Origin of the sequence: Spirosoma montaniterrae (assembly GCF_001988955.1) — a bacterium.
GTDB classification, from domain to species: domain Bacteria; phylum Bacteroidota; class Bacteroidia; order Cytophagales; family Spirosomataceae; genus Spirosoma; species Spirosoma montaniterrae.
In genome coordinates, this window is record NZ_CP014263.1 from 2,953,343 (window position 1) to 2,972,185 (window position 18,843).

Here is an 18,843-nt window from a genome sequence, read left to right on the forward strand (position 1 = left end):
AGGGAGGGGCTAAGCATAGATGCTTCCAGCGGAAGCCCCTCCCTAACGGGGAGGGGTTGGGGTGGGGTGAATACGTGGACTATCAATACGTCCGCAACACACGCAGGCGATGATTTTTACCAATCCGGATACGCGGATTACTGAGTTTGTGAAAAATCAGCCCGCTAAGAGCCAAACCGCCTGCAATAGGCAACGTTCTCTTATCAAATATACCCTGATTGACCACGTCGGCCAATAAATAAAGCCCCCCGGCAATGGGAAAAAGCGTACCCGCAGCCGTGACAAACGGAATTCGGCGGTTGATATACACCTTCTGCACTTCAGAAATTTGGAACACAACGGGCTCATCGCGGTTCATGACTTCATTTGCCATCAGCACCACAAACGTGCTGTCGGTCACTTCGTATAGTTCCTCCCGAAAGCGTTGCCCCCGCGCCCGGAACTGAATTTCATCTCCCTGAAAAAAACGATAACGCCGAAAGCCCCCCAGTCGGTAGTTGACGTCGAGAGCTAAATATTTCGACGGGTGTAATAAAGCGGCATAAGCTCCGCCTTTCCGTTGCAATAGTTGCTCAGTCGTAAGCGTGTCGCGGGGCTGGGCGGAACAGTAAACAGATAGCAGTGTACATTGAGCAATGAACAGCAGTTGGATAAGTCGGGTAGGCATGGCGTTTACGGTAAAATTTTGCGAATAACGCTATTCAATCAATCACCATCTCGATTTTGCGAAATTTTAATCACAAAAAAACCAGCCTGCTACAGACTGGTCAATGAATGCTTTCGGTCAATTTTCAGCTTAATCGCGCTTATCCTTGATTGAATCGCGGACAGCTTCGCGGTAATCTTTACGAGCCGAGTCGAGTTCAGCCTGTTCTTCACGAACGTCTGACGTATCGCCCTCGCGTTGAGCATCAATTACGTCTTCTTTTTCGTCCTGTACCTCTTCGGCTTTGTTTTCCTTTTTTGAGTCGCAGCTCATCTGCGTGGCAGAACTGATTACCGCAAAGGCGAGGATGCCTGCTAATTGCTTGATTTTCATGATCAATAACGTTGTGATTACAATAAAAACAGAGCCGTTTACCAGCCCCTCCGTACTAAAACCAGCCAACTATCTTTTTGTTCATTACCTGAGTCAGCGGCCTGACTGTGGGTTTTCCGTACTTTTGCGCCCATGATTAGTGCATCTCAACTTCGTACTTATACCGAACAGATTTTCAACGCCATTGGCTGCTCCGATGCCGACGCCCGCTTAGCCGCCGACGTGCTGGTGTCTGCCGACCTGCGGGGCGTCGATTCGCATGGAGTGGCCCGGCTACCGGGCTATGTCCGGCTCTACGACCACGGGCGCGTAAATCCACAGCCGCACATTCGCATCGTTCACGAAACACCCTCTACTGCCGTGGTCGATGGCGACCGGGGATTAGGGTTGGTGGTGGGGCCGTGGGCCATGAACGTAGCGATTGAAAAGGCCCGCACTGCCGGAACCGGCTGGGTAGCCGTGCGTAACTCCAATCACTTCGGCATTGCCGGATACCATGCTCTGCTGGCTACCCAACACGACATGATTGGTCAGGCTATGACCCATGCGGCCCCACTGGTGGCACCAACGTTTTCGCTCGAAAAGATGCTTGGCACCAATCCTATTGCCGTAGCCATTCCGGCAGCTACCGAACCCACGTTTCTGGCCGATTTTGCCAGTACCGCTGTGGCCTATGGTAAACTCGAAATTCTGCAACGCAAAGGGCAGGACATTCCGGTCGGCTGGGCACAGGACGCCGACGGTCGGCCTACTACCGACGCTAACGCCATCCGCAACGGCGGAGCTTTGCTGCCGCTCGGTACTGACCGCGAACATGGCTCGCACAAAGGTTATGGGCTGGGCGCAGTGGTCGATATTTTTTCGGGCGTGCTGTCGGGCGCAAATTATGGGCCGTGGGTGCCACCCTTTGCCACGGCGGGCTTCATGGCCGCCAACGAGGGTGTTGGAGCCGGAACAGGCCATTTTTTCGGAGCTATGCGCATCGATGCTTTCCGGCCTGCCGACGAGTTTAAAGCGCACATGGATATGTGGATTCAGCGGTTTCGGCAGGCAAAAGCCGTTGACGGTCAGCGCGTACTGATTCCTGGCGATCCCGAACGGCTGATAGAAGCCGACCGGCTCGCCAACGGTATTCCGCTGCTGGAGCCGGTCGTGCAGAGTTTGCAGGAGTTGGGCGAACGGTTCGGGGTATCGATTATGTGATGCATTTCAACCCTTTCACTGCTGATTGGGTCATGTCGTAAAATGACTCATTGGATGAAAAAACTATTCGGCTTATGCGTCGGGGCCGCGCTGCTGACTGGATGCCAGACCAAAAATCCAGTTGCCCCTTCAGGAATAGTAGGCGGCTGTGCTGTTTGCGGCACGTGGACCTACGATAGCTTCGAGCAACGTACTCCCAATCAGTACGTGACCATCTATCGGCGGACCAACGAGTTCACCAATGCGGCTGGTTTGCGGTTTTTGAATACGGGACAGTTCTTGGAGCGGGCTAATGCCGGCTGGTGCGGCACCCCACCCATCGCCTATGCTGATTATCCCGACCAATGGAGAACCGAAGGTGACTCGCTGGCTATCGACGGTCAATTCTGGGGCGGTTCTCAACGCTCGAAGATTGCTGTTCTCTCAGTTGACGACACCCGCCTGATTATCCAGCGGGTATACAAACGATAGAAAGCAACTGAGGAGAGAAAGATTTTCTCTCCTCAGTTGTTACTTCTTCCCAAAGTATACCTGAAAGCCCAGGTTGAAGTTTATCGACTCGGGTATGGCAGGCGTCAGCGAGTTGAGACCACCGCCTAAAAGGGAGTTGACGGCTACGGTTTCGCCCCCGGTGTAGGTCAGGCCCAGATCGAAACTAACCGACTGATTGATGAAAAACGCCAGCCCTCCCGAAACACTGTAAATGCCATTCGTCGATGGATCTGCGTTGCCCGTACCACGACCTGAAAGTGAGGTGTTGATAACCCCCACTGACGCTCCCAGAAACGGTTTTACGTTCGATGGACCGATGTAATAGCGAGCAAACGGCGTAATGCCAATCTGCGTAACACGCGTTCCGCTGGCTCCGACCGAAAAAAACGGTACACCAACGCCTACAGCCAGATTATTGCCCACAAACCAGCCTATTGCCGGTTGCAGCCCGATGATAGAACCACCCCCACCCGACGTTGGGAATGTGAGATTTCCGACTTGAGCACCAACCAGTTTACTGCCTTTTTCCGTTTGTGCCGAAACCGTTGTAACTGCGCCCACACACAGGGCGATAACCAGGAGATAAGCCTTCATAGCAAACAATGATTATTTGTTCATTCTTCGCAAGAATACAGCAAAAACAAAATAAATGCTGATTATAGTGACATTAAATTTATTGAGTGACAAATTGCGCTGAAGACCACGACACATAAACCGCACCTGCCACAACTGATTATTTTGCCAGTCACCTAATTTACCATATATTGTTGGCTTAATAGAAAATAGTACCATGCAAAATCAATCACAGACGCTCAACGGCATGACCCAGTCTCAGGGACAGCTTTCAGGCAACTTCTCGTTTAGTGATTACCAGACTGAAAACTTTTTCGATGAAATGTTCGACGGGCAAACGCAGGTACGGGCCGGATATGCCCCGTTCCGTCAGCGCGTTGAGCAGTTGAGCCGTGAAGATATTGTAGCACGACAGCACGCAGCCGAACGAGCGTTGATGAGCATGGGCATCACGTTCAACGTTTATTCTGAAGGCGAAGGCACCGAGCGCATCATGCCTATCGACATCATTCCGCGCGTGATCGAATCTGCCGAGTGGGACCGTATGGAAGCCGGTTTAGTGCAACGGATTAAAGCCCTGAACCTGTTCATCGACGATGTTTACAATGAACAGCGGATTTTGAACGACGGCGTTGTGCCCCGCGAGCTGATCGAAACCAGCAAATCGTTTCTCAAACCCTGCCTCGGCGTGAAGCCCCCCAAAGACATTTGGTGCCACATTACCGGCACCGACCTGATTCGGGGCGACGACGGGCAGTTTATGGTGCTGGAAGATAACCTCCGCTGCCCGTCGGGGGTATCGTACATGCTCGAAAACCGCGAACTTACCAAGCAGACGTTCCCCGAAGTGCTGGCCCAAACGGGTGTTCGGCCTGTGTCGGACTACCCCATGCGGCTGCTCCAAATGCTCCAGTTTATCGCCGACCGGCCTAATCCAACGGTGGTAGTACTGACGCCGGGCATTTACAACTCGGCCTATTTCGAGCATTCGTATCTGGCCCAGCAAATGGGCGTCGAACTGGTTGAAGCGCGGGATTTGGTTGTATCGGGCGGTTATGTGAAAATGCGCACAACCAAAGGTTTCCAAATCGTTGACGTGATTTACCGGCGCATCGATGACACGTTTCTGGACCCGAAAGCCTTCAATCCTGACTCGATGATTGGCGTTCCGGGCATTTTTGAGGTGTATAAGAAAGGTCGCGTTGCGCTGGCCAATGCCCCCGGCACGGGCGTGGCCGACGATAAAGTGATTTACGCTTACGTGCCGCGCATTATTCAATACTACCTCGGCGAAGAACCCATTATCCCGAACGTGCGGACGTATATCTGCGGTGAAGACGAAGACTGCCAGTATGTACTCGATAACATCGCGCAACTGGTGGTAAAAGAAGCCAACGAAGCGGGCGGCTATGGCATGTTGATCGGCCCGAAAGCATCGGCAGAAGAACACGAACTGTTTCGGGATAAAATCAGAGCCAACCCACGTAACTACATCGCCCAACCCACTATTTCGCTCTCGCGGGTGCCAACCCTTGTGGGCGACCATGCCGAAGGCCGGCACGTTGACCTGCGTCCATACATTCTTTACGGCGACGGCGTCAACGTAATTCCCGGTGGCCTTACCCGCGTGGCCTTGCGCAAAGGTTCGCTTGTGGTCAACTCCTCGCAGGGCGGTGGCGGAAAAGATACGTGGGTGCTGTACTGAGTGAAAAATGAAAAGTGAAGAATGAAAAGTGAGTCAACATTGCTTACTTTTCGCTTTTCATTCTTCACTTTTCATTTTTCATTCTTCACTTGTACGACCTCAGCATCATCATCGTCAATTACAAAACGCCCCGGCTGATTCTGGACTGTCTGGCATCGGTACATGAACACACACGAGGCATTTCGTTCGAGGTTCTTATTGTCGATAACCAATCGGGCGACAATAGCCGGGCGCAGATTCAGGCTGTTTACTCCGACGTGCGCTGGTTCGACATGGGCTATAACGCGGGGTTTGCACGGGCCAACAACCTCGGAATTCGCCACGCGCAGGGCCGGAATATCTTGCTGCTCAACTCCGATACACTCCTGATCGACAACTTGTTGGCGCGTTGTGTTCAAGCACTTGACACCCAGCCCGACGTGGCGGCTGTGGGGGCGCAGCAGTTGAGTCGCGACCGGCAACTTCGGCCCAATCTCTACACAACGTTTGGGCAGATGCGTCGGGCTTTCTACATTCTGCCGCCCGGTCAGCGCACCGATAACTGGCTGCAACGGCAATTTCCCGATCCTGTATTTACTGACCCCAATCAGGTAGAATGGATTTCGGGCGCGTTTTTGATGACTCGCCCCCGAACCATTGCCCGCGCCGGTGCGCTCGATGAGTCGTTTTTTATGTATGGTGAAGATGTAGAATGGGGCTACCGGCTGGGCAAGCAGGGACGATTGCTGCTGCTGCCGGGCGCGCAATTTATTCATCTGGAATACGGTAGCAGCGATACGCATCAGCAACACGTTGTTACGCACATCAACCGGTTTAAGCCGCAGGTGCAGGTATCGCAATTGGTATGGATTCGGAAGCAATACGGTGTTGGGGCTTATTTGGTGCTGATTCTGCATTACATACTGCTGATACCTATTGTCTTCGCCGGGAAAATAGCCATCAACCTGAAAAACAGACAAAGTCCGTTTACCGGCCTGAGCAATCAGCGCGAATTTGCCCGGCAGGTAGGCATATTTTTACGCTTCTTCTGGAAGACATTGCTCAACAAACCGGGGTTTTACAAAGTATAACAGAATCATACCTGTTTTCTGCCCCAAATCGTTGTTGTAAAAACGCGTTTCCTCATGCGATTTACGTGTACTAATGGGCTGTTCGCCCTTTTTTTGACGGCTTTGACGTGGCCTATGGTTAGTCAGGCTACGCACCTGCGGGCGGGCGAAATCACGACCCGGCGCCTGTCGGCTACTTCACTCACCTATGAAATAACGTTCACTGGATATTATGACGAAACCCCCGGTGGAGGGCGAGCCGCAGCCGATCAGCAAACATCTGTGTGGTTTTGTTTCGGTGATGATACGTCTGTAGAAGTACAGCGTCTATCACGGACATTTATCAACAACCGGACGTCATCGATCAACGTCTACCGGGTGGTGCATACGTATCCGGGGCCAGGACCTTACACGATTGGCGTAACAATTCCCAATCGAAACAACGACACGAAAAATCTGCCCCCTCCTGATAGGTCAGATGAAATCCGTTTCTACGTTTCGACAACGATTCTGATCAACGCGGCTCTACAGGTCAACTCCACGCCCGTCATGCTCAACCCACCGTTGGACTCGGGCCGCGTTGGTCAACGCTTCTGCCACAACCCGGCTGCCTTCGACGCCGATGGCGACTCGCTCGCCTTCCGCCTGAGCGTACCTAAAGAAGGCCGTGAAGACCGATGCCCCCGCAGTCGCGACATTCCGGCCTACCAGGACCCCACCCGCTTCTCCCGCACCAGCGAGACCGGCGGCTCCCCCACCTTCACCATCGACCCCCGAACCGGCGAGTTGTGCTGGGACGCCCCCGGCGAAGAAGGCCAGTTCAACTTCGCCTTCATCGTCGAAGAATGGCGAAACGGCGTGCTCATCGGCGAGATCACCCGCGACATGCAGATCATCGTCGTCGACCAGACCAACCGCAGACCCCTCCTCCAGCCACTGCCCGAACTCTGCCGCGAAGCTGGCTCGCTCATCTCCGTGCCCGTATCAGCCGCCGACCCCGACAACAACCGCGTCATCATCTCGGGATTCGGGGGCGTCTTCAACGTCGGACCCGATGGACGACCCCTGGCTGCGGGCGAGCTGATCGCCCCCGACTACGCCCGACTTTCCAGCAACGGCCTGCCCCAGAACCAGCCCGCCACCTCGACCTTCACCTGGCAGACCAACTGCAACCACATCCGCAGTGCCCCCTACGACGTCACCTTCAAGGTCGGTGACGTGCCCACCAGCCGCTCGGCCACCAGTCTGGTCGCCTTCCAGACCCTGCGCATCCGCATCGTGGGGCCCTCGGTCAAAAACCTCACCGCCCGCCCCACGGCCACCACCCAGGGCCGGGCCATCCAGCTTAGCTGGTCGCCCTACGCCTGCGCCCCCACCGGAGCCGAGGGCCAGCCCACCCGCCTGCTCGTCTACCGCCGGGAAGGCTGTACCCCCGTAACGTCGGAGACGTGCACCACCGGCCCGCCACCGGGCTACAGTCAGATCGCTGAGCTGCCCGTCACGGCCACCACCTTCACCGACACGGCCAGCCTGCGCCGGGGCATCGCCTACAGCTACGTGCTGGTGGCCCGCTACCCCGACCGCAACGGCGGCTTCAACGGCGGCATGAGCCTGCCCTCGGCCCCCGTCTGCCAGCAACTGCCCCTGCTCATGCCCGTCATCACCCAGGTCACCATCGACTCCACCGACGCCCAGCGCGGCCAGATCACCCTCCGCTGGTCGAGACCCATCGGCCTGGCCCCCGGCGACCTGACCGGCCCCTTCCAGTACCGCATCCAGCGCGCCACCGGCCTCGACGGCACCGCCTTCCAGCCCCTGACGACCATCACCACCACCCTCGAGCCGACCACCGTCGATACCGTCTTTGTCGACAGGGGCAGCAGCACCTCGGCCCTCAACACCACGGCCAACGCCTACCGCTACCGGATCGAGTTCTTCTACACCACCAACGGCCAGTTCACCCGGCTCGACGTCACCGAAGCCGCCAGCAGCGTGCGGCTCAGCAGCGGCCCCGGCCCCCAGCGCAGCATCGCCCTGCGCTGGCAAACCAACACCCCCTGGTCCAACGACAACCAGCCCCACCGCATCTTCCGCAGCCGCAGCGGCCCCAACGGGCCCTTCAACGAAATCGCCCAGGTCAACGTCCAGGCACCGCCCAGCTACGTCTTCACCGACGATGGCTCCGACCGCATCACTGCCGACGGCAACACCAGCCGCCCCCTCTCCGCCGACTCTGCCTACTGCTACCGGGTGCTGACCCGGGGCCGCTACACCGATGCCCAACTGACGGGCTTAGGCTCGCTGACCAACCTCAGCCAGACGCTCTGCGCCCAGCCCGCCGACACCACCCGCCCCTGCCCGCCCGCCCTGCGGCTCGACAGTCTCAACTGCGCCAGTGTGCAGGCCGAGCAGTTCTGCACCCAGACTAATTTCCAGAACCAACTCCGGTGGAGTGCCACCAGCGGCCCCACCTGCGACAGCCAGGTGGTGGGCTACCGCATCTACTACGGTCGCTACGAGCAGGACAGTCTGCGGCTGCTGACGGAGGTGGCCACGCCTACCACCAGCTACGCCCACCAGAACCTGACGACGGTCTCGGGCTGCTACTACGTGACGGCCCTGAGCCGACGGGGCCAGGAGAGCCGCCCCTCCAACCGGGTCTGCAACAACGCCTGTGCGGTGTTTGCCCTGCCGAATGTGTTCACCCCCAACGGGGATGGCAAGAATGATGTCTTCAGTGCGTTGCGCTGCCCGGCTTTTGTGGAGGAGGTGCGACTGGTGGTCTACAACCGGTGGGGGGCCAAAGTCTATGAAGGAACCAGCCGGGAGCTAAGCTGGGATGGCAGAAGCAGCGAGGGGCGGGAGTTGCCCACGGGTTTGTACTACTACGAGGTGCAGGTGCGGTTCAGTTATGTAGACCGCAACGCCCCGCCCAACGTCTACAAGGGCTGGGTGCAAATCCTCAGAGAAGGCAACACCCAGGGGTAGAGACGCAAGATGTTGCGTCTCCCTCGCGTCAGCCCTTCGTGTCTCTCTGGCGTCAGCAGGAACCATCCGGCACCAGAGACGCAACATCTTGCGTCTCTACTTTTTTGCTTTTGAATATACTTTTATACCTCCAATTCGTTGTACTACAAACGCGGTTTCAGTATGCGATTTATCTATACAATCGGGCTATTCGCTCTTTTTTTAGTGGCTTTGGTTGAGCCAGTTACCAGTTATGCCACGCACGTTCGGGCAGGCGAAATTACAACCCGACGTATATCGGCCACGTCGCTTACCTACGAGATTACTCTGACGGCCTATTACGATGAGGTAGATGGTGCATTAGCTGCGGCACAGGGAGCGGACGAATATACTATATGCTTTGGCGATGGTACATCGGCACTGGTTCGGCGAGATCCAAAGCGATTTATCAATGGCCGGACGTCATCGATCAACGTCTACCGGGTGGTGCATACCTATCCGGGGCCGGATACATATACGGTTAGTGTGACGATTCCCAACCGAAACAACGACACGAAAAATCTGCCGCCAGCCAATCAGTCGCAGAATATTTCTTTTCACGTTTCGACAACGATTCTGATCAACCCCGGCCTGGGGCTCAACTCCACGCCCGTCATGCTCAACCCGCCCTTGGACTCCGGGCGCGTCGGCCAACGATTCTGCCACAACCCGGCTGCCTTCGACGCCGATGGCGACTCGCTCGCCTTCCGCCTGAGCGTGCCCAAAGAAGGACTGGCCGAGACCTGCCCCCGTAGCCGCAACATTCCGGCCTACCAGGACCCCACCCGCTTCTCCCGCACCAGCGAGACCGGCGGCTCCCCCACCTTCACCATCGACCCCCGAACCGGCGAGTTGTGCTGGGACGCCCCCGGCGAAGAAGGCCAGTTCAACTTCGCCTTCATCGTCGAAGAATGGCGAAACGGCGTGCTCATCGGCGAGATCACCCGCGACATGCAGATCATCGTCGTCGACCAGACCAACCGCAGACCCCTCCTCCAGCCACTGCCCGAACTCTGCCGCGAAGCTGGCTCGCTCATCTCCGTGCCCGTATCAGCCGCCGACCCCGACAACAACCGCGTCATCATCTCGGGATTCGGGGGCGTCTTCAACGTCGGACCCGATGGACGACCCCTGGCTGCGGGCGAGCTGATCGCCCCCGACTACGCCCGACTTTCCAGCAACGGCCTGCCCCAGAACCAGCCCGCCACCTCGACCTTCACCTGGCAGACCAACTGCAACCACATCCGCAGTGCCCCCTACGACGTCACCTTCAAGGTCGGCGACGTACCCACCAGCCGCTCGGCCACCAGTCTGGTCGCTTTCCAGACCCTGCGCATCCGCATCGTGGGGCCCTCGGTCAAAAACCTCACCGCCCGCCCCACGGCCACCACCCAGGGCCGGGCCATCCAGCTTAGCTGGTCGCCCTACGCCTGCGCCCCCACCGGAGCCGAAGGCCAGCCCACCCGCCTGCTCGTCTACCGCCGGGAGGGCTGTACCCCCGTAACGTCGGAGACGTGCACCACCGGCCCGCCACCGGGCTACAGTCAGATCGCTGAGCTGCCCGTCACGGCCACCACCTTCACCGACACGGCCAGCCTGCGCCGGGGCGTCGCCTACAGCTACGTGCTGGTGGCCCGCTACCCCGACCGCAACGGCGGCTTCAACGGCGGCATGAGCCTGCCCTCGGCCCCCGTCTGCCAGCAACTGCCCCTGCTCATGCCCGTCATCACCCAGGTCACCATCGACTCCACCGACGCCCAGCGCGGCCAGATCACCCTCCGCTGGTCGAGACCCATCGGCCTGGCCCCCGGCGACCTGACCGGCCCCTTCCAGTACCGCATCCAGCGCGCCACCGGCCTCGACGGCACCGCCTTCCAGCCCCTGACAACCATCACCACCACCCTCGAGCCGACCACCGTCGATACCGTCTTTGTCGACAAAGGCAGCAGCACCTCGGCCCTCAACACCACGGCCAACGCCTACCGCTACCGGATCGAGTTCTTCTACACCACCAACGGCCAGTTCACCCGGCTCGACGTCACCGAAGCCGCCAGCAGCGTGCGGCTCAGCAGCGGCCCCGGCCCCCAGCGCAGCATCGCCCTGCGCTGGCAAACCAACACCCCCTGGTCCAACGACAACCAGCCCCACCGCATCTTCCGCAGCCGCAGCGGCCCCAACGGGCCCTTCAACGAAATCGCCCAGGTCAACGTCCAGGCACCGCCCACCTACGTCTTCACCGACGATGGCTCCGACCGCATCAGTGCCGATGGCAACACCAGCCGCCCCCTCTCCGCCGACTCTGCCTACTGCTACCGGGTGCTGACCCGGGGCCGCTACACCGACGCCCAACTGACGGGCTTAGGCTCGCTGACCAACCTCAGCCAGACGCTCTGCGCCCAGCCCGCCGACACCACCCGTCCCTGCCCGCCCGCCCTGCGGCTCGACAGTCTCAACTGCGCCAGTGTGCAGGCCGAGCAGTTCTGCACCCAGACTAATTTCCAGAACCAGCTCCGGTGGAGTGCCACCAGCGGCCCCACCTGCGACAGTCAGGTGGTGGGCTACCGCATCTACTACGGTCGCTACGAGCAGGACAGTCTGCGGCTGCTGACGGAGGTGGCCACGCCTACCACCAGCTACGCCCACCAGAACCTGACGACGGTCTCGGGCTGCTACTACGTGACGGCCCTGAGCCGACGGGGCCAGGAGAGCCGCCCCTCCAACCGGGTCTGCAACAACGCCTGTGCGGTGTTCGCCCTGCCGAATGTGTTCACCCCCAACGGGGATGGCAAAAATGACGTCTTCAGTGCGTTGCGCTGTGCGGCTTTTGTGGAAGAGGTGCGACTGGTGGTCTACAACCGGTGGGGGGCCAAAGTCTATGAAGGAACCAGCCGGGAGCTAAGCTGGGATGGCAGAAGCAGCGAGGGGCGGGAGTTGCCCACGGGTTTGTACTACTACGAGGTGCAGGTGCGGTTTAGTTATGTAGACCGCAACGCCCCGCCCAACGTCTACAAGGGCTGGGTGCAGATCCTCAGAGAAGGCAACACCCAGGGGTAGTCAGAACCAGGATTAGCCCCGATTGACAAGATTAATGCAAGATTCTACGTTGCGCTTATTAGGCAACAGAGCAGCAAATAAGCGCAGCGTAGAATCCTGTTTAATCCTGAAAATCCCTGCTAATCCTGGTTCTGATTTATTTCATGTTATGATATACCGTCTGAACATCGTCGTCCTCTTCGATGCGTTCGATGAGTTTTTCGGCGTCGGCGGCTTCTTCGTCGGTTAGCTCTTTATAATCGTTCGGAATGCGCTCGAATTCGGCCTGATTAATGGGGATTTTACGGGCTTCAAGTGCTTTCTGCAAGGCACTAAACGACTCAAACGGTGCGTAGATGATATACTGATGCACCTCTTCCTTTCGGGCGTCTTCTTTGCGCTGCTCAATCGAATCATCTAACGCTTCCTGATCGAATACGATTTCCTCGGCCCCTTCATCGATGAGTTCGAGCAGCAGTTCGTCGGGGTCGATGCCCTGTACCGGAATCCGAAATACGCTCTTGCGCTCAAACAGGAAGTTGTGCATGCCCGACGTACCCAAACTACCGCCGAGTTTGTTGAAATAACTGCGAATGTTGGCAACGGTGCGGTTATGGTTGTCAGTGGCGGTTTCAATCACCAGTGCAATGCCGTGCGGAGCCATGCCTTCATACACAATCTCTTTGTAATCTTCCTGATCTTTCGAGGTCGCCTTTTTAATTGCCCGTTCAACGTTTTCTTTGGGCATGTTGGCGGCTTTGGCATTCTGGATAATGGCCCGCAGCCGCCCGTTGGTGTCGGGGTCGGGGCCAGCCGCTTTCACGGCAATCACGATGTCTTTACCAATGCGGGTGAAGGTCTTCGCCATTTGCCCCCACCGCTTCATTTTCCGGGCTTTCCGGTATTCAAATGCGCGTCCCATTATTTTAAAGTGAAAAATGAAAAGTTAAGAGTGAAAAGTGAGCTATTGATGAAGAAGCGTTTGTTCTAACATTTCACTTTTCACTCTTAACTTTTCACTAAAAATATCTACTTGCCCCCGAATTAAATCCTCGAACGTTTCGCGTTGCCGAATCAGGTAGGGTTTGCCCTCGTATACCAGCACTTCGGCGGGGCGTTCGCGGGTGTTGTAATTCGAGGCCATACTGAATCCATACGCCCCGGCATTCTCCAGCGACAGCACGTCGCCGGGCCGTACTTCGGGCAGTTGCCGGTCAGCGGCAAACGTGTCGGTTTCGCAGATGTAGCCTACCACGTCGTAGCTTTTTTCGGTGCCAGTGGGGTTCGAGACGTTCAGAATAGTGTGCCAGGCGTCGTACATCATGGGCCGAATCAGGTGGTTCAACCCCGAATTAACCTGCACAAACGTCCGGGTTGGGTTTTCTTTCACCACGTTTACGCCCACTAACAGATGCCCGCTCTCGCTCACAAGCAGTTTGCCCGGCTCGAAACAAAGCTGAACTTCACGCCCATAGCGGTCGCAGAACGAGCGGAAAGCCGCCGATACTTTCGCGCCGAGGTCGGGCAGGTCCGTGAAATAATCACCCTCGCGATAGGCTACTTTGAAGCCGCTGCCGAAGTCGATAAACTGCAAATCAGGATAATCGGCAGCCATCTCGAACAGCACGTCGGCGATTTTCAGAAACGTGTTGCTGTCCTTAAAATCGGAGCCGGTATGCACGTGCAACCCAATAATTGGAATCCCATATTTGGTAGCAATGGCCCGAATCTGCGCGTTGTACTGGTTCGGAATGCCGAATTTCGAGTTCTCGTGGCCGACCTGAATTTTAGCCATGCCGCCGTCGAGCAGGCTGGGGTTGATACGTAAAGCCACCGGGTAACGGTCGCCATAAGTTTGGCCGATTTGTTCGAGCAGTGGCAGGTTGTCGGCGTTGAGTTGTACGCCCAGTTCGAGAGCTTCCTGAATTTCGGGCCAGGCATTGCCGCTGGGGGTGTACATGACTTGTTCGGGCGCAAAGCCCGCCATCAGAGCAAGCCGCGCTTCGTTGACCGATACCACCTCCACGTCGATGCCCTGCAACTGCATCAGTTTCAGGATGCTCAGGTTGGTCAGGGCCTTAGCCGCGTATTTTACCTTTAGATTAACGCCGTCGAACGCTGACCGGAGCGCATCTATTTTTTCGATAATTTTGTCGGCGTCGTACACGTACAGCGGTAAACCGAACTCATCGGCAATGTCCAACACGTTAACGCCCTGAATCTGATACGATTGATTGGTGAGTTGCATTCTGAACAAATTAGGATGCAAATATACGAGGTAATGCCAAACCGGGCAGCGGTTCAATGACTATGCGACTTCTTACGCTTCTCTTTTTAACAATCCCAATTACTTCCTTCGCGCAATCGCCCCTGTTGCAGTCGGGGCCGATGGTGGGCTATTCTGACTTTCGCGAGGTAGCGCTCTGGGCACAAACCAAACAGCCCGCACGGGTGCAAATCCGGTATCATGAAGTGGGCAAGCCGCAACCGGCTTACCTGACCAACGAAGTGCAGACCGACCGAAAAACGGCTTTTACCGCCCACCTGCTCGCCGATCAGGTGGAACCCGGAAAAAAATACGAATACGAACTGCTGATCGGGGGCCAGAAGGTGAGCCTGCCCTACCCGACCCGGTTCCAAACCCAAAACCTGTGGCAGTGGCGGACCGACCCGCCGACCTTTCGCTTCGGCGTCGGAAGCTGCACTTACGTTGGCGAGCCAGCAGTTGACCGCCCCGGTACGCCCTACGGCGGTGGCTACGAGATTTTTACGGCCTTAACCGCCCAGAAACCCGATTTCATGCTCTGGACGGGCGACAACACCTACACCCGCGAGGTGGACTGGAACAGCCGCACAGGCGTACTGCGCCGGTACACCCACACGCGTTCGCTGCCCGAAATGCAGCCCCTTTTAGCTAATACGCACAATTACGCCATCTGGGACGATCACGATTACGGCCCCAACGACTCCGACCGCAGCTACTGGCTCAAGCCCGTGACGCTCGAAGCCTTTAAGCTGTTCTGGACCAATCCGAATTACGTGTTCGATGAAGGTTGTACGGGTACTTTTTTCTGGAACGACTGCCAGTTTTTCCTGCTGGACGACCGCACCTTCCGCGCGCCCGACGAGATGCCCGACGGCCCCGACAAAATGTATTTCGGTGAAAAACAACTACAATGGTTCATCGACGCGCTGCGGTACAGCAAAGCCACGTTTAAGTTTGTAGTTACGGGCGGGCAGATTGTGAACCCCTCGGCCCTGTTTGAAAACTACGCCATCTACGCCACCGAACGCGACCGACTTTTCAAAGCCATTGCCGACGCCAAAATTCCGGGTGTGCTGTTCCTGACCGGCGACCGACACCACAGCATCCTGCACAAACTTGACCGGCCCGGCACCTACCCACTCTACGACCTGACGATTTCGCCCCTGACCTCCGGCCCCGCCAAAGCCCGCGACGAAGAACTCAAACAACCCACCTATGTTGACGGTACGTATCTATCCGAGCGTAACTTCGGCATCCTTAGCGTCACCGGCCCACTACGCGACCGCGTTCTGACGATTCAGATTTACGACCAGAAAGGCACTGAACGCTGGAAACGCGAGATTAAAGCCAGTGAATTGAAATGATATGACCCTACAAACCTTTCCCACCCACGACGAACTGTCGCAACGTGCTGCCGAACACATGGCGGCTTTGCTTACTCAGAAACCCGACGCGCTGCTGTGCGTGGCGTCGGGTGACACGCCCATTGAAACCTACCGGCGGTTTGTAAAACTGGCGCAGGCGGGGCAGGTCGATGTGAGCCGCTGTCAGTTTGTGGGCTTAGACGAGTGGGTAGGCTTCGGCCCCGACGACCTGGGGAGTTGTTCGTACTACATCTTCCGCGACCTGTTCCGGCCCCTCGGCCTGCGCCCCGACCAGATGCACGTTTTCGATGCCAAAGCCGACGACCTGCTGGACGAATGTGCCAAAATCGACGCTGTAATTGACCGGCACGGCGGGCTTGACTTGCTACTCGTCGGCATGGGCATGAACGGCCATATTGCTCTTAACGAACCTGGAACGCCCTTTACGAACGGTTGCCACGTTTCGGAACTGGCCGAAAGTACCATTACCGTCGGGCAGAAATACTTCGACAAACCCACTGAACTCTCACGCGGCATCACGCTCGGTCTGCGCCATCTAACCCAGGCCCGCGACGTACTGCTGATGGTGAGTGGCGCAAAGAAAGCCCCCGTGTTGCGCGACGCCCTCACCGGCCCCGTTACCGAACAGATGCCCGCCAGCATCGTACAAACCGTTCCTCAGGCACAGGTTTGGGTCGATGCCGGAGCAGCGAGTCTGCTCTCTTAGCTCGGCGAGACATTTGCTTTGCTCGGCGAGACATTCGTCTCGTCGCAATTAACTGCGGATATATATCCGCTTTCAATACGTCGGGACATTTGTCCCGACGAGCCGATGACCCAACCCGAAGCATGAGACCTGAAACAAACACGCGCACTGAAATCCTCGCTGGTATTTCAACCTTTCTGGCAACGATGTACATCATCGTGGTCAATCCGGCGATTTTGAGTCAGGCGGGTTTGCCATTTAGCGGAGTGCTGACAGCCACGGTACTGCTGTCATTTTTCTGTAGCCTGATGATGGGCCTGTATGCCCGCAACCCACTGGTGGTGGCGCCGGGCATGGGCCTGAATGCGTTTTTCACGTTCACTGCCGTAAAAGGCATGGGCCTAACACCCGACGTTGCGCTGGGGGCTGTATTTTGGGCGGGCATACTGTTTCTGCTGCTGTCGCTGCTGAACGTTCGCTCGGCCATTGTCCGGATTATTCCGCTGCCGTTGCGCTACGCCGTTTCGGCGGGTATCGGGCTGTTTATCACCTTGATAGGGTTTGAGAACGCCAAGTTTATTGTGGCAAACCCGGCCACGCTCGTCGGTATTGCCCGCTTCAACGACCCTATTGTGCTGACGTTTGTGTTTGGGTTGCTGCTCACGGCGGTGCTGGTGGTTCGGAACGTGCCGGGGGCTATTATCATTGGCATTGTGCTGACTACGCTGGCGGCCTGGCCCATTGGGCGGTATTGGGGCGATTCATCGGCGGTGAATTTCGGGCTGAAAACCCTCGTCAATGTTCAGGGCATTGTGGCCGCGCCCGATTTTTCGCTGGTTGGCAAACTCGATCTGGTAGGCTCGCTGAAATGGTCGCTCTGGCCGGTTATTTTCGCCTTCGCCTTCACTGACCTCTTCGACAGCCTGAGTACCTTTGTGGGCGTAGCCGAAGCGGGTGGTTTGCAGGACGACAACGGCCAACCGCGTAACCTGAACCGCTCGCTGCTGACCGACGCCGTAGCGACCACGCTGGCGGGGGTCTTCGGCACAAGTCCCGGCACGGCCTATATTGAGTCGGCGGTGGGCATTGCGCAGGGCGGGCGCACGGGGTTAACGGCCATTGTAGCGGGCTGTTGTTTTCTGCCGTTTCTGTTTCTATCGCCCCTGTTGTCAATGATTCCGGCCATCGCCACGGCTCCGGCTCTGGTACTGGTGGGTGCGTTCATGATCAAGCCCGTTACGCGCATCGACTGGAGTCAGTTAGACGATGCCCTGCCCGCGTTTCTGGCTTTAGTGCTGATTCCGTTCAGCTATTCTATCACGCAGGGGCTGATTTGGGGCTTTCTGTCGTGGACGGTTATAAAAGTGGCCGTTGGTAAAAGCCGCGACGTGCCACCCGGCCTGTGGTTGGTCGATGCCTTTTGCGTGCTGGCCCTAACAGCGGGGCATTGATTTTCTTAGACAGGATTTACAGGATAAAACAGGATTTAGTTTTTGCCACAGTGCTCCTGTTTCATCCTGTAAACCCTGTTAATCTTGTCAAAAAACGAATCCTGTAAATAATGAAACATATACTTCTCCTGTTGCTTACATCTCCTATCGCTCTGGCGCAATCATATAAAACAGAACCCGTAACGGCCCTGCTTGGTGCCTTTGGCGAAGAGGTGAAATTGGTTCAGCAGTCTGTTCAGAATCCAAAGACGCGCACTATCAATGGCATCTCATTTACGACGGGCATGATTGGTAAACAGCGGGTCGTAGTTGCAGAAACAGGCATTGGTAAAGTAAACGCGGCTATGACAACAGCCTTCGTGCTGGCGCATTTCCGACCGCAACGGGTCATTTTCACCGGCATTGCGGGCGGAGTAAATCCCGATTTGCAACCGGGCGACATTGTGATTGCGCAACAGACCGGCTACCACGACTACCGCAGCGTTACGTTTTCGCAGCAACCTACGAGCCAAACCCTCGACCCCATCAGCAAACGCATGAATCCGGCTTATTTCCGTGCCGATTCGCTGCTCCTGTTGAAAGCACTTTCAGCCAGTAAAAAAGCTGATTTTGAAGCCATCCCGACCACCTCGCGCCCGCCCTCGGTTATTACGGGCACAGTCGTTACGGGCGATGAGTTCGTGAACTCGGAAGCGCGGGTAAATCAACTCCGCACCGACCACAACGCCGATGCCACTGAGATGGAGGGTGCCGCCGTGGCGCAGGTTTGTTATCAGCAGGGCATTCCGTGTTTAGTTATCCGTAGCCTAAGCGATAAAGCCAACGGCAACGCCCGGCAAGACATGCTCACATTTTACAAAATTGCTGCCCGGAACTCAGCCAAGTTAGTGCTGGCTATTGTGGGCGAGAACTAATGGAGGCATCCGCGTTCCATCATCAAAACAATTAGCCCGCAA

General features: G+C 56.9%; 17 protein-coding genes. 10 read left to right on the forward strand and 7 right to left on the reverse strand.

Features of this window, described 5'->3' with window-relative positions:
- Nucleotides 1–82: 82 nt before the first annotated feature.
- Nucleotides 83–667: a hypothetical protein gene (locus AWR27_RS12800; RefSeq protein WP_077131532.1), complete on the reverse strand. Its 585-nt coding sequence runs from the start codon at nucleotides 665–667 to the stop codon at nucleotides 83–85.
- A 129-nt stretch (nucleotides 668–796) separates the two neighbouring features.
- Nucleotides 797–1,039 (reverse strand): hypothetical protein, encoded by a 243-nt coding sequence (locus AWR27_RS12805; RefSeq protein WP_077133970.1) that lies wholly within the window; start codon nucleotides 1,037–1,039, stop codon nucleotides 797–799.
- 132 nt (nucleotides 1,040–1,171) lie between these two features.
- Here AWR27_RS12805 and AWR27_RS12810 point away from each other — a divergent pair, with 132 nt between their 5' ends.
- Both AWR27_RS12810 and AWR27_RS12815 read left to right on the forward strand, forming a co-directional pair.
- Nucleotides 1,172–2,242 carry an Ldh family oxidoreductase gene (locus AWR27_RS12810; RefSeq protein ID WP_077131533.1) on the forward strand — a complete coding sequence of 357 codons (1,071 nt, stop codon included), beginning with the start codon at nucleotides 1,172–1,174 and terminating at the stop codon, nucleotides 2,240–2,242.
- Nucleotides 2,243–2,296: 54 nt separating this feature from the next.
- Nucleotides 2,297–2,713 (forward strand): hypothetical protein, encoded by a 417-nt coding sequence (locus AWR27_RS12815; RefSeq protein WP_077131534.1) that lies wholly within the window; start codon nucleotides 2,297–2,299, stop codon nucleotides 2,711–2,713.
- A 39-nt stretch (nucleotides 2,714–2,752) separates the two neighbouring features.
- Here AWR27_RS12815 and AWR27_RS12820 read toward each other — a convergent pair whose 3' ends face one another.
- The gene (locus AWR27_RS12820; RefSeq protein WP_077131535.1) at nucleotides 2,753–3,328 is read right to left on the reverse strand and encodes a hypothetical protein; all 576 of its coding nucleotides are present in this window, start codon (nucleotides 3,326–3,328) and stop codon (nucleotides 2,753–2,755) included.
- A gap of 196 nt (nucleotides 3,329–3,524) precedes the next feature.
- On the opposite strand from AWR27_RS12820, the gene AWR27_RS12825 reads away from it, so the two are divergent.
- Together AWR27_RS12825 and AWR27_RS12830 are read left to right on the forward strand one after the other, a co-directional pair.
- Entirely contained in the window at nucleotides 3,525–5,012 is a 1,488-nt protein-coding gene (locus AWR27_RS12825) for a circularly permuted type 2 ATP-grasp protein (protein WP_198044992.1), read from the forward strand.
- Nucleotides 5,013–5,101: 89 nt separating this feature from the next.
- Complete coding sequence (locus AWR27_RS12830; protein ID WP_077131536.1) at nucleotides 5,102–6,082, forward strand: glycosyltransferase family 2 protein; 981 nt, start codon at nucleotides 5,102–5,104, stop codon at nucleotides 6,080–6,082.
- A gap of 963 nt (nucleotides 6,083–7,045) precedes the next feature.
- Here the strand turns inward: AWR27_RS12830 and AWR27_RS25785 are convergent.
- Nucleotides 7,046–8,107: a hypothetical protein gene (locus AWR27_RS25785; RefSeq protein ID WP_232325827.1), complete on the reverse strand. Its 1,062-nt coding sequence runs from the start codon at nucleotides 8,105–8,107 to the stop codon at nucleotides 7,046–7,048.
- Here AWR27_RS25785 and AWR27_RS25790 point away from each other — a divergent pair.
- Complete coding sequence (locus AWR27_RS25790; protein WP_232325828.1) at nucleotides 8,054–9,049, forward strand: T9SS type B sorting domain-containing protein; 996 nt, start codon at nucleotides 8,054–8,056, stop codon at nucleotides 9,047–9,049. The genes AWR27_RS25785 and AWR27_RS25790 overlap by 54 nt on opposite strands.
- 1,068 nt (nucleotides 9,050–10,117) lie before the next feature.
- On the opposite strand, the gene AWR27_RS26040 is transcribed toward AWR27_RS25790, so the two are convergent.
- On the reverse strand, nucleotides 10,118–11,179 hold the full coding sequence (locus tag AWR27_RS26040; RefSeq protein ID WP_335695382.1) for a hypothetical protein: 1,062 nt from the start codon (nucleotides 11,177–11,179) through the stop codon (nucleotides 10,118–10,120).
- Here AWR27_RS26040 and AWR27_RS26045 point away from each other — a divergent pair.
- The gene (locus AWR27_RS26045; RefSeq protein WP_335695383.1) at nucleotides 11,126–12,121 is read left to right on the forward strand and encodes a gliding motility-associated C-terminal domain-containing protein; all 996 of its coding nucleotides are present in this window, start codon (nucleotides 11,126–11,128) and stop codon (nucleotides 12,119–12,121) included. The genes AWR27_RS26040 and AWR27_RS26045 overlap by 54 nt on opposite strands.
- 136 nt (nucleotides 12,122–12,257) lie before the next feature.
- Here AWR27_RS26045 and AWR27_RS12845 read toward each other — a convergent pair whose 3' ends face one another.
- Both AWR27_RS12845 and lysA read right to left on the reverse strand, forming a co-directional pair.
- Nucleotides 12,258–13,022: a YebC/PmpR family DNA-binding transcriptional regulator gene (locus AWR27_RS12845; protein WP_077131539.1), complete on the reverse strand. Its 765-nt coding sequence runs from the start codon at nucleotides 13,020–13,022 to the stop codon at nucleotides 12,258–12,260.
- A 42-nt stretch (nucleotides 13,023–13,064) separates the two neighbouring features.
- A complete protein-coding gene (lysA, locus tag AWR27_RS12850; protein WP_077133972.1) occupies nucleotides 13,065–14,348 on the reverse strand; it encodes a diaminopimelate decarboxylase in 1,284 nt (427 codons plus the stop codon).
- 62 nt (nucleotides 14,349–14,410) lie between these two features.
- Between lysA and AWR27_RS12855 the strand changes: the two genes are divergently transcribed.
- The 4 genes from AWR27_RS12855 (at nucleotide 14,411) to AWR27_RS12870 (ending at nucleotide 18,801) form a co-directional block, all read left to right on the forward strand.
- Nucleotides 14,411–15,730 (forward strand): alkaline phosphatase D family protein, encoded by a 1,320-nt coding sequence (locus AWR27_RS12855; RefSeq protein WP_077133973.1) that lies wholly within the window; start codon nucleotides 14,411–14,413, stop codon nucleotides 15,728–15,730.
- A 1-nt stretch (nucleotide 15,731) separates the two neighbouring features.
- Nucleotides 15,732–16,457 carry a 6-phosphogluconolactonase gene (locus AWR27_RS12860; RefSeq protein WP_077131540.1) on the forward strand — a complete coding sequence of 242 codons (726 nt, stop codon included), beginning with the start codon at nucleotides 15,732–15,734 and terminating at the stop codon, nucleotides 16,455–16,457.
- A gap of 122 nt (nucleotides 16,458–16,579) precedes the next feature.
- Entirely contained in the window at nucleotides 16,580–17,887 is a 1,308-nt protein-coding gene (locus AWR27_RS12865) for an NCS2 family permease (protein ID WP_077131541.1), read from the forward strand.
- Between the two features lie 110 nt (nucleotides 17,888–17,997).
- Nucleotides 17,998–18,801: a 5'-methylthioadenosine/adenosylhomocysteine nucleosidase gene (locus tag AWR27_RS12870; protein ID WP_077131542.1), complete on the forward strand. Its 804-nt coding sequence runs from the start codon at nucleotides 17,998–18,000 to the stop codon at nucleotides 18,799–18,801.
- The last annotated feature ends 42 nt before the right edge of the window (nucleotides 18,802–18,843 follow it).

What these genes read in the sequence shown, in the direction of transcription:
- AWR27_RS12800 (WP_077131532.1), bottom strand. Translation starts at nt 667, where the DNA reads ATGCCTACCCGACTTATCCAACTGCTGTTCATTGCTCAATGTACACTG.
- AWR27_RS12805 (WP_077133970.1), bottom strand. Translation starts at nt 1,039, where the DNA reads ATGAAAATCAAGCAATTAGCAGGCATCCTCGCCTTTGCGGTAATCAGT.
- AWR27_RS12810 (WP_077131533.1), top strand. Translation starts at nt 1,172, where the DNA reads ATGATTAGTGCATCTCAACTTCGTACTTATACCGAACAGATTTTCAAC.
- AWR27_RS12815 (WP_077131534.1), top strand. Translation starts at nt 2,297, where the DNA reads ATGAAAAAACTATTCGGCTTATGCGTCGGGGCCGCGCTGCTGACTGGA.
- AWR27_RS12820 (WP_077131535.1), bottom strand. Translation starts at nt 3,328, where the DNA reads ATGAAGGCTTATCTCCTGGTTATCGCCCTGTGTGTGGGCGCAGTTACA.
- AWR27_RS12825 (WP_198044992.1), top strand. Translation starts at nt 3,525, where the DNA reads ATGCAAAATCAATCACAGACGCTCAACGGCATGACCCAGTCTCAGGGA.
- AWR27_RS12845 (WP_077131539.1), bottom strand. Translation starts at nt 13,022, where the DNA reads ATGGGACGCGCATTTGAATACCGGAAAGCCCGGAAAATGAAGCGGTGG.
- lysA (WP_077133972.1), bottom strand. Translation starts at nt 14,348, where the DNA reads ATGCAACTCACCAATCAATCGTATCAGATTCAGGGCGTTAACGTGTTG.
- AWR27_RS12855 (WP_077133973.1), top strand. Translation starts at nt 14,411, where the DNA reads ATGCGACTTCTTACGCTTCTCTTTTTAACAATCCCAATTACTTCCTTC.
- AWR27_RS12860 (WP_077131540.1), top strand. Translation starts at nt 15,732, where the DNA reads ATGACCCTACAAACCTTTCCCACCCACGACGAACTGTCGCAACGTGCT.
- AWR27_RS12865 (WP_077131541.1), top strand. Translation starts at nt 16,580, where the DNA reads ATGAGACCTGAAACAAACACGCGCACTGAAATCCTCGCTGGTATTTCA.
- AWR27_RS12870 (WP_077131542.1), top strand. Translation starts at nt 17,998, where the DNA reads ATGAAACATATACTTCTCCTGTTGCTTACATCTCCTATCGCTCTGGCG.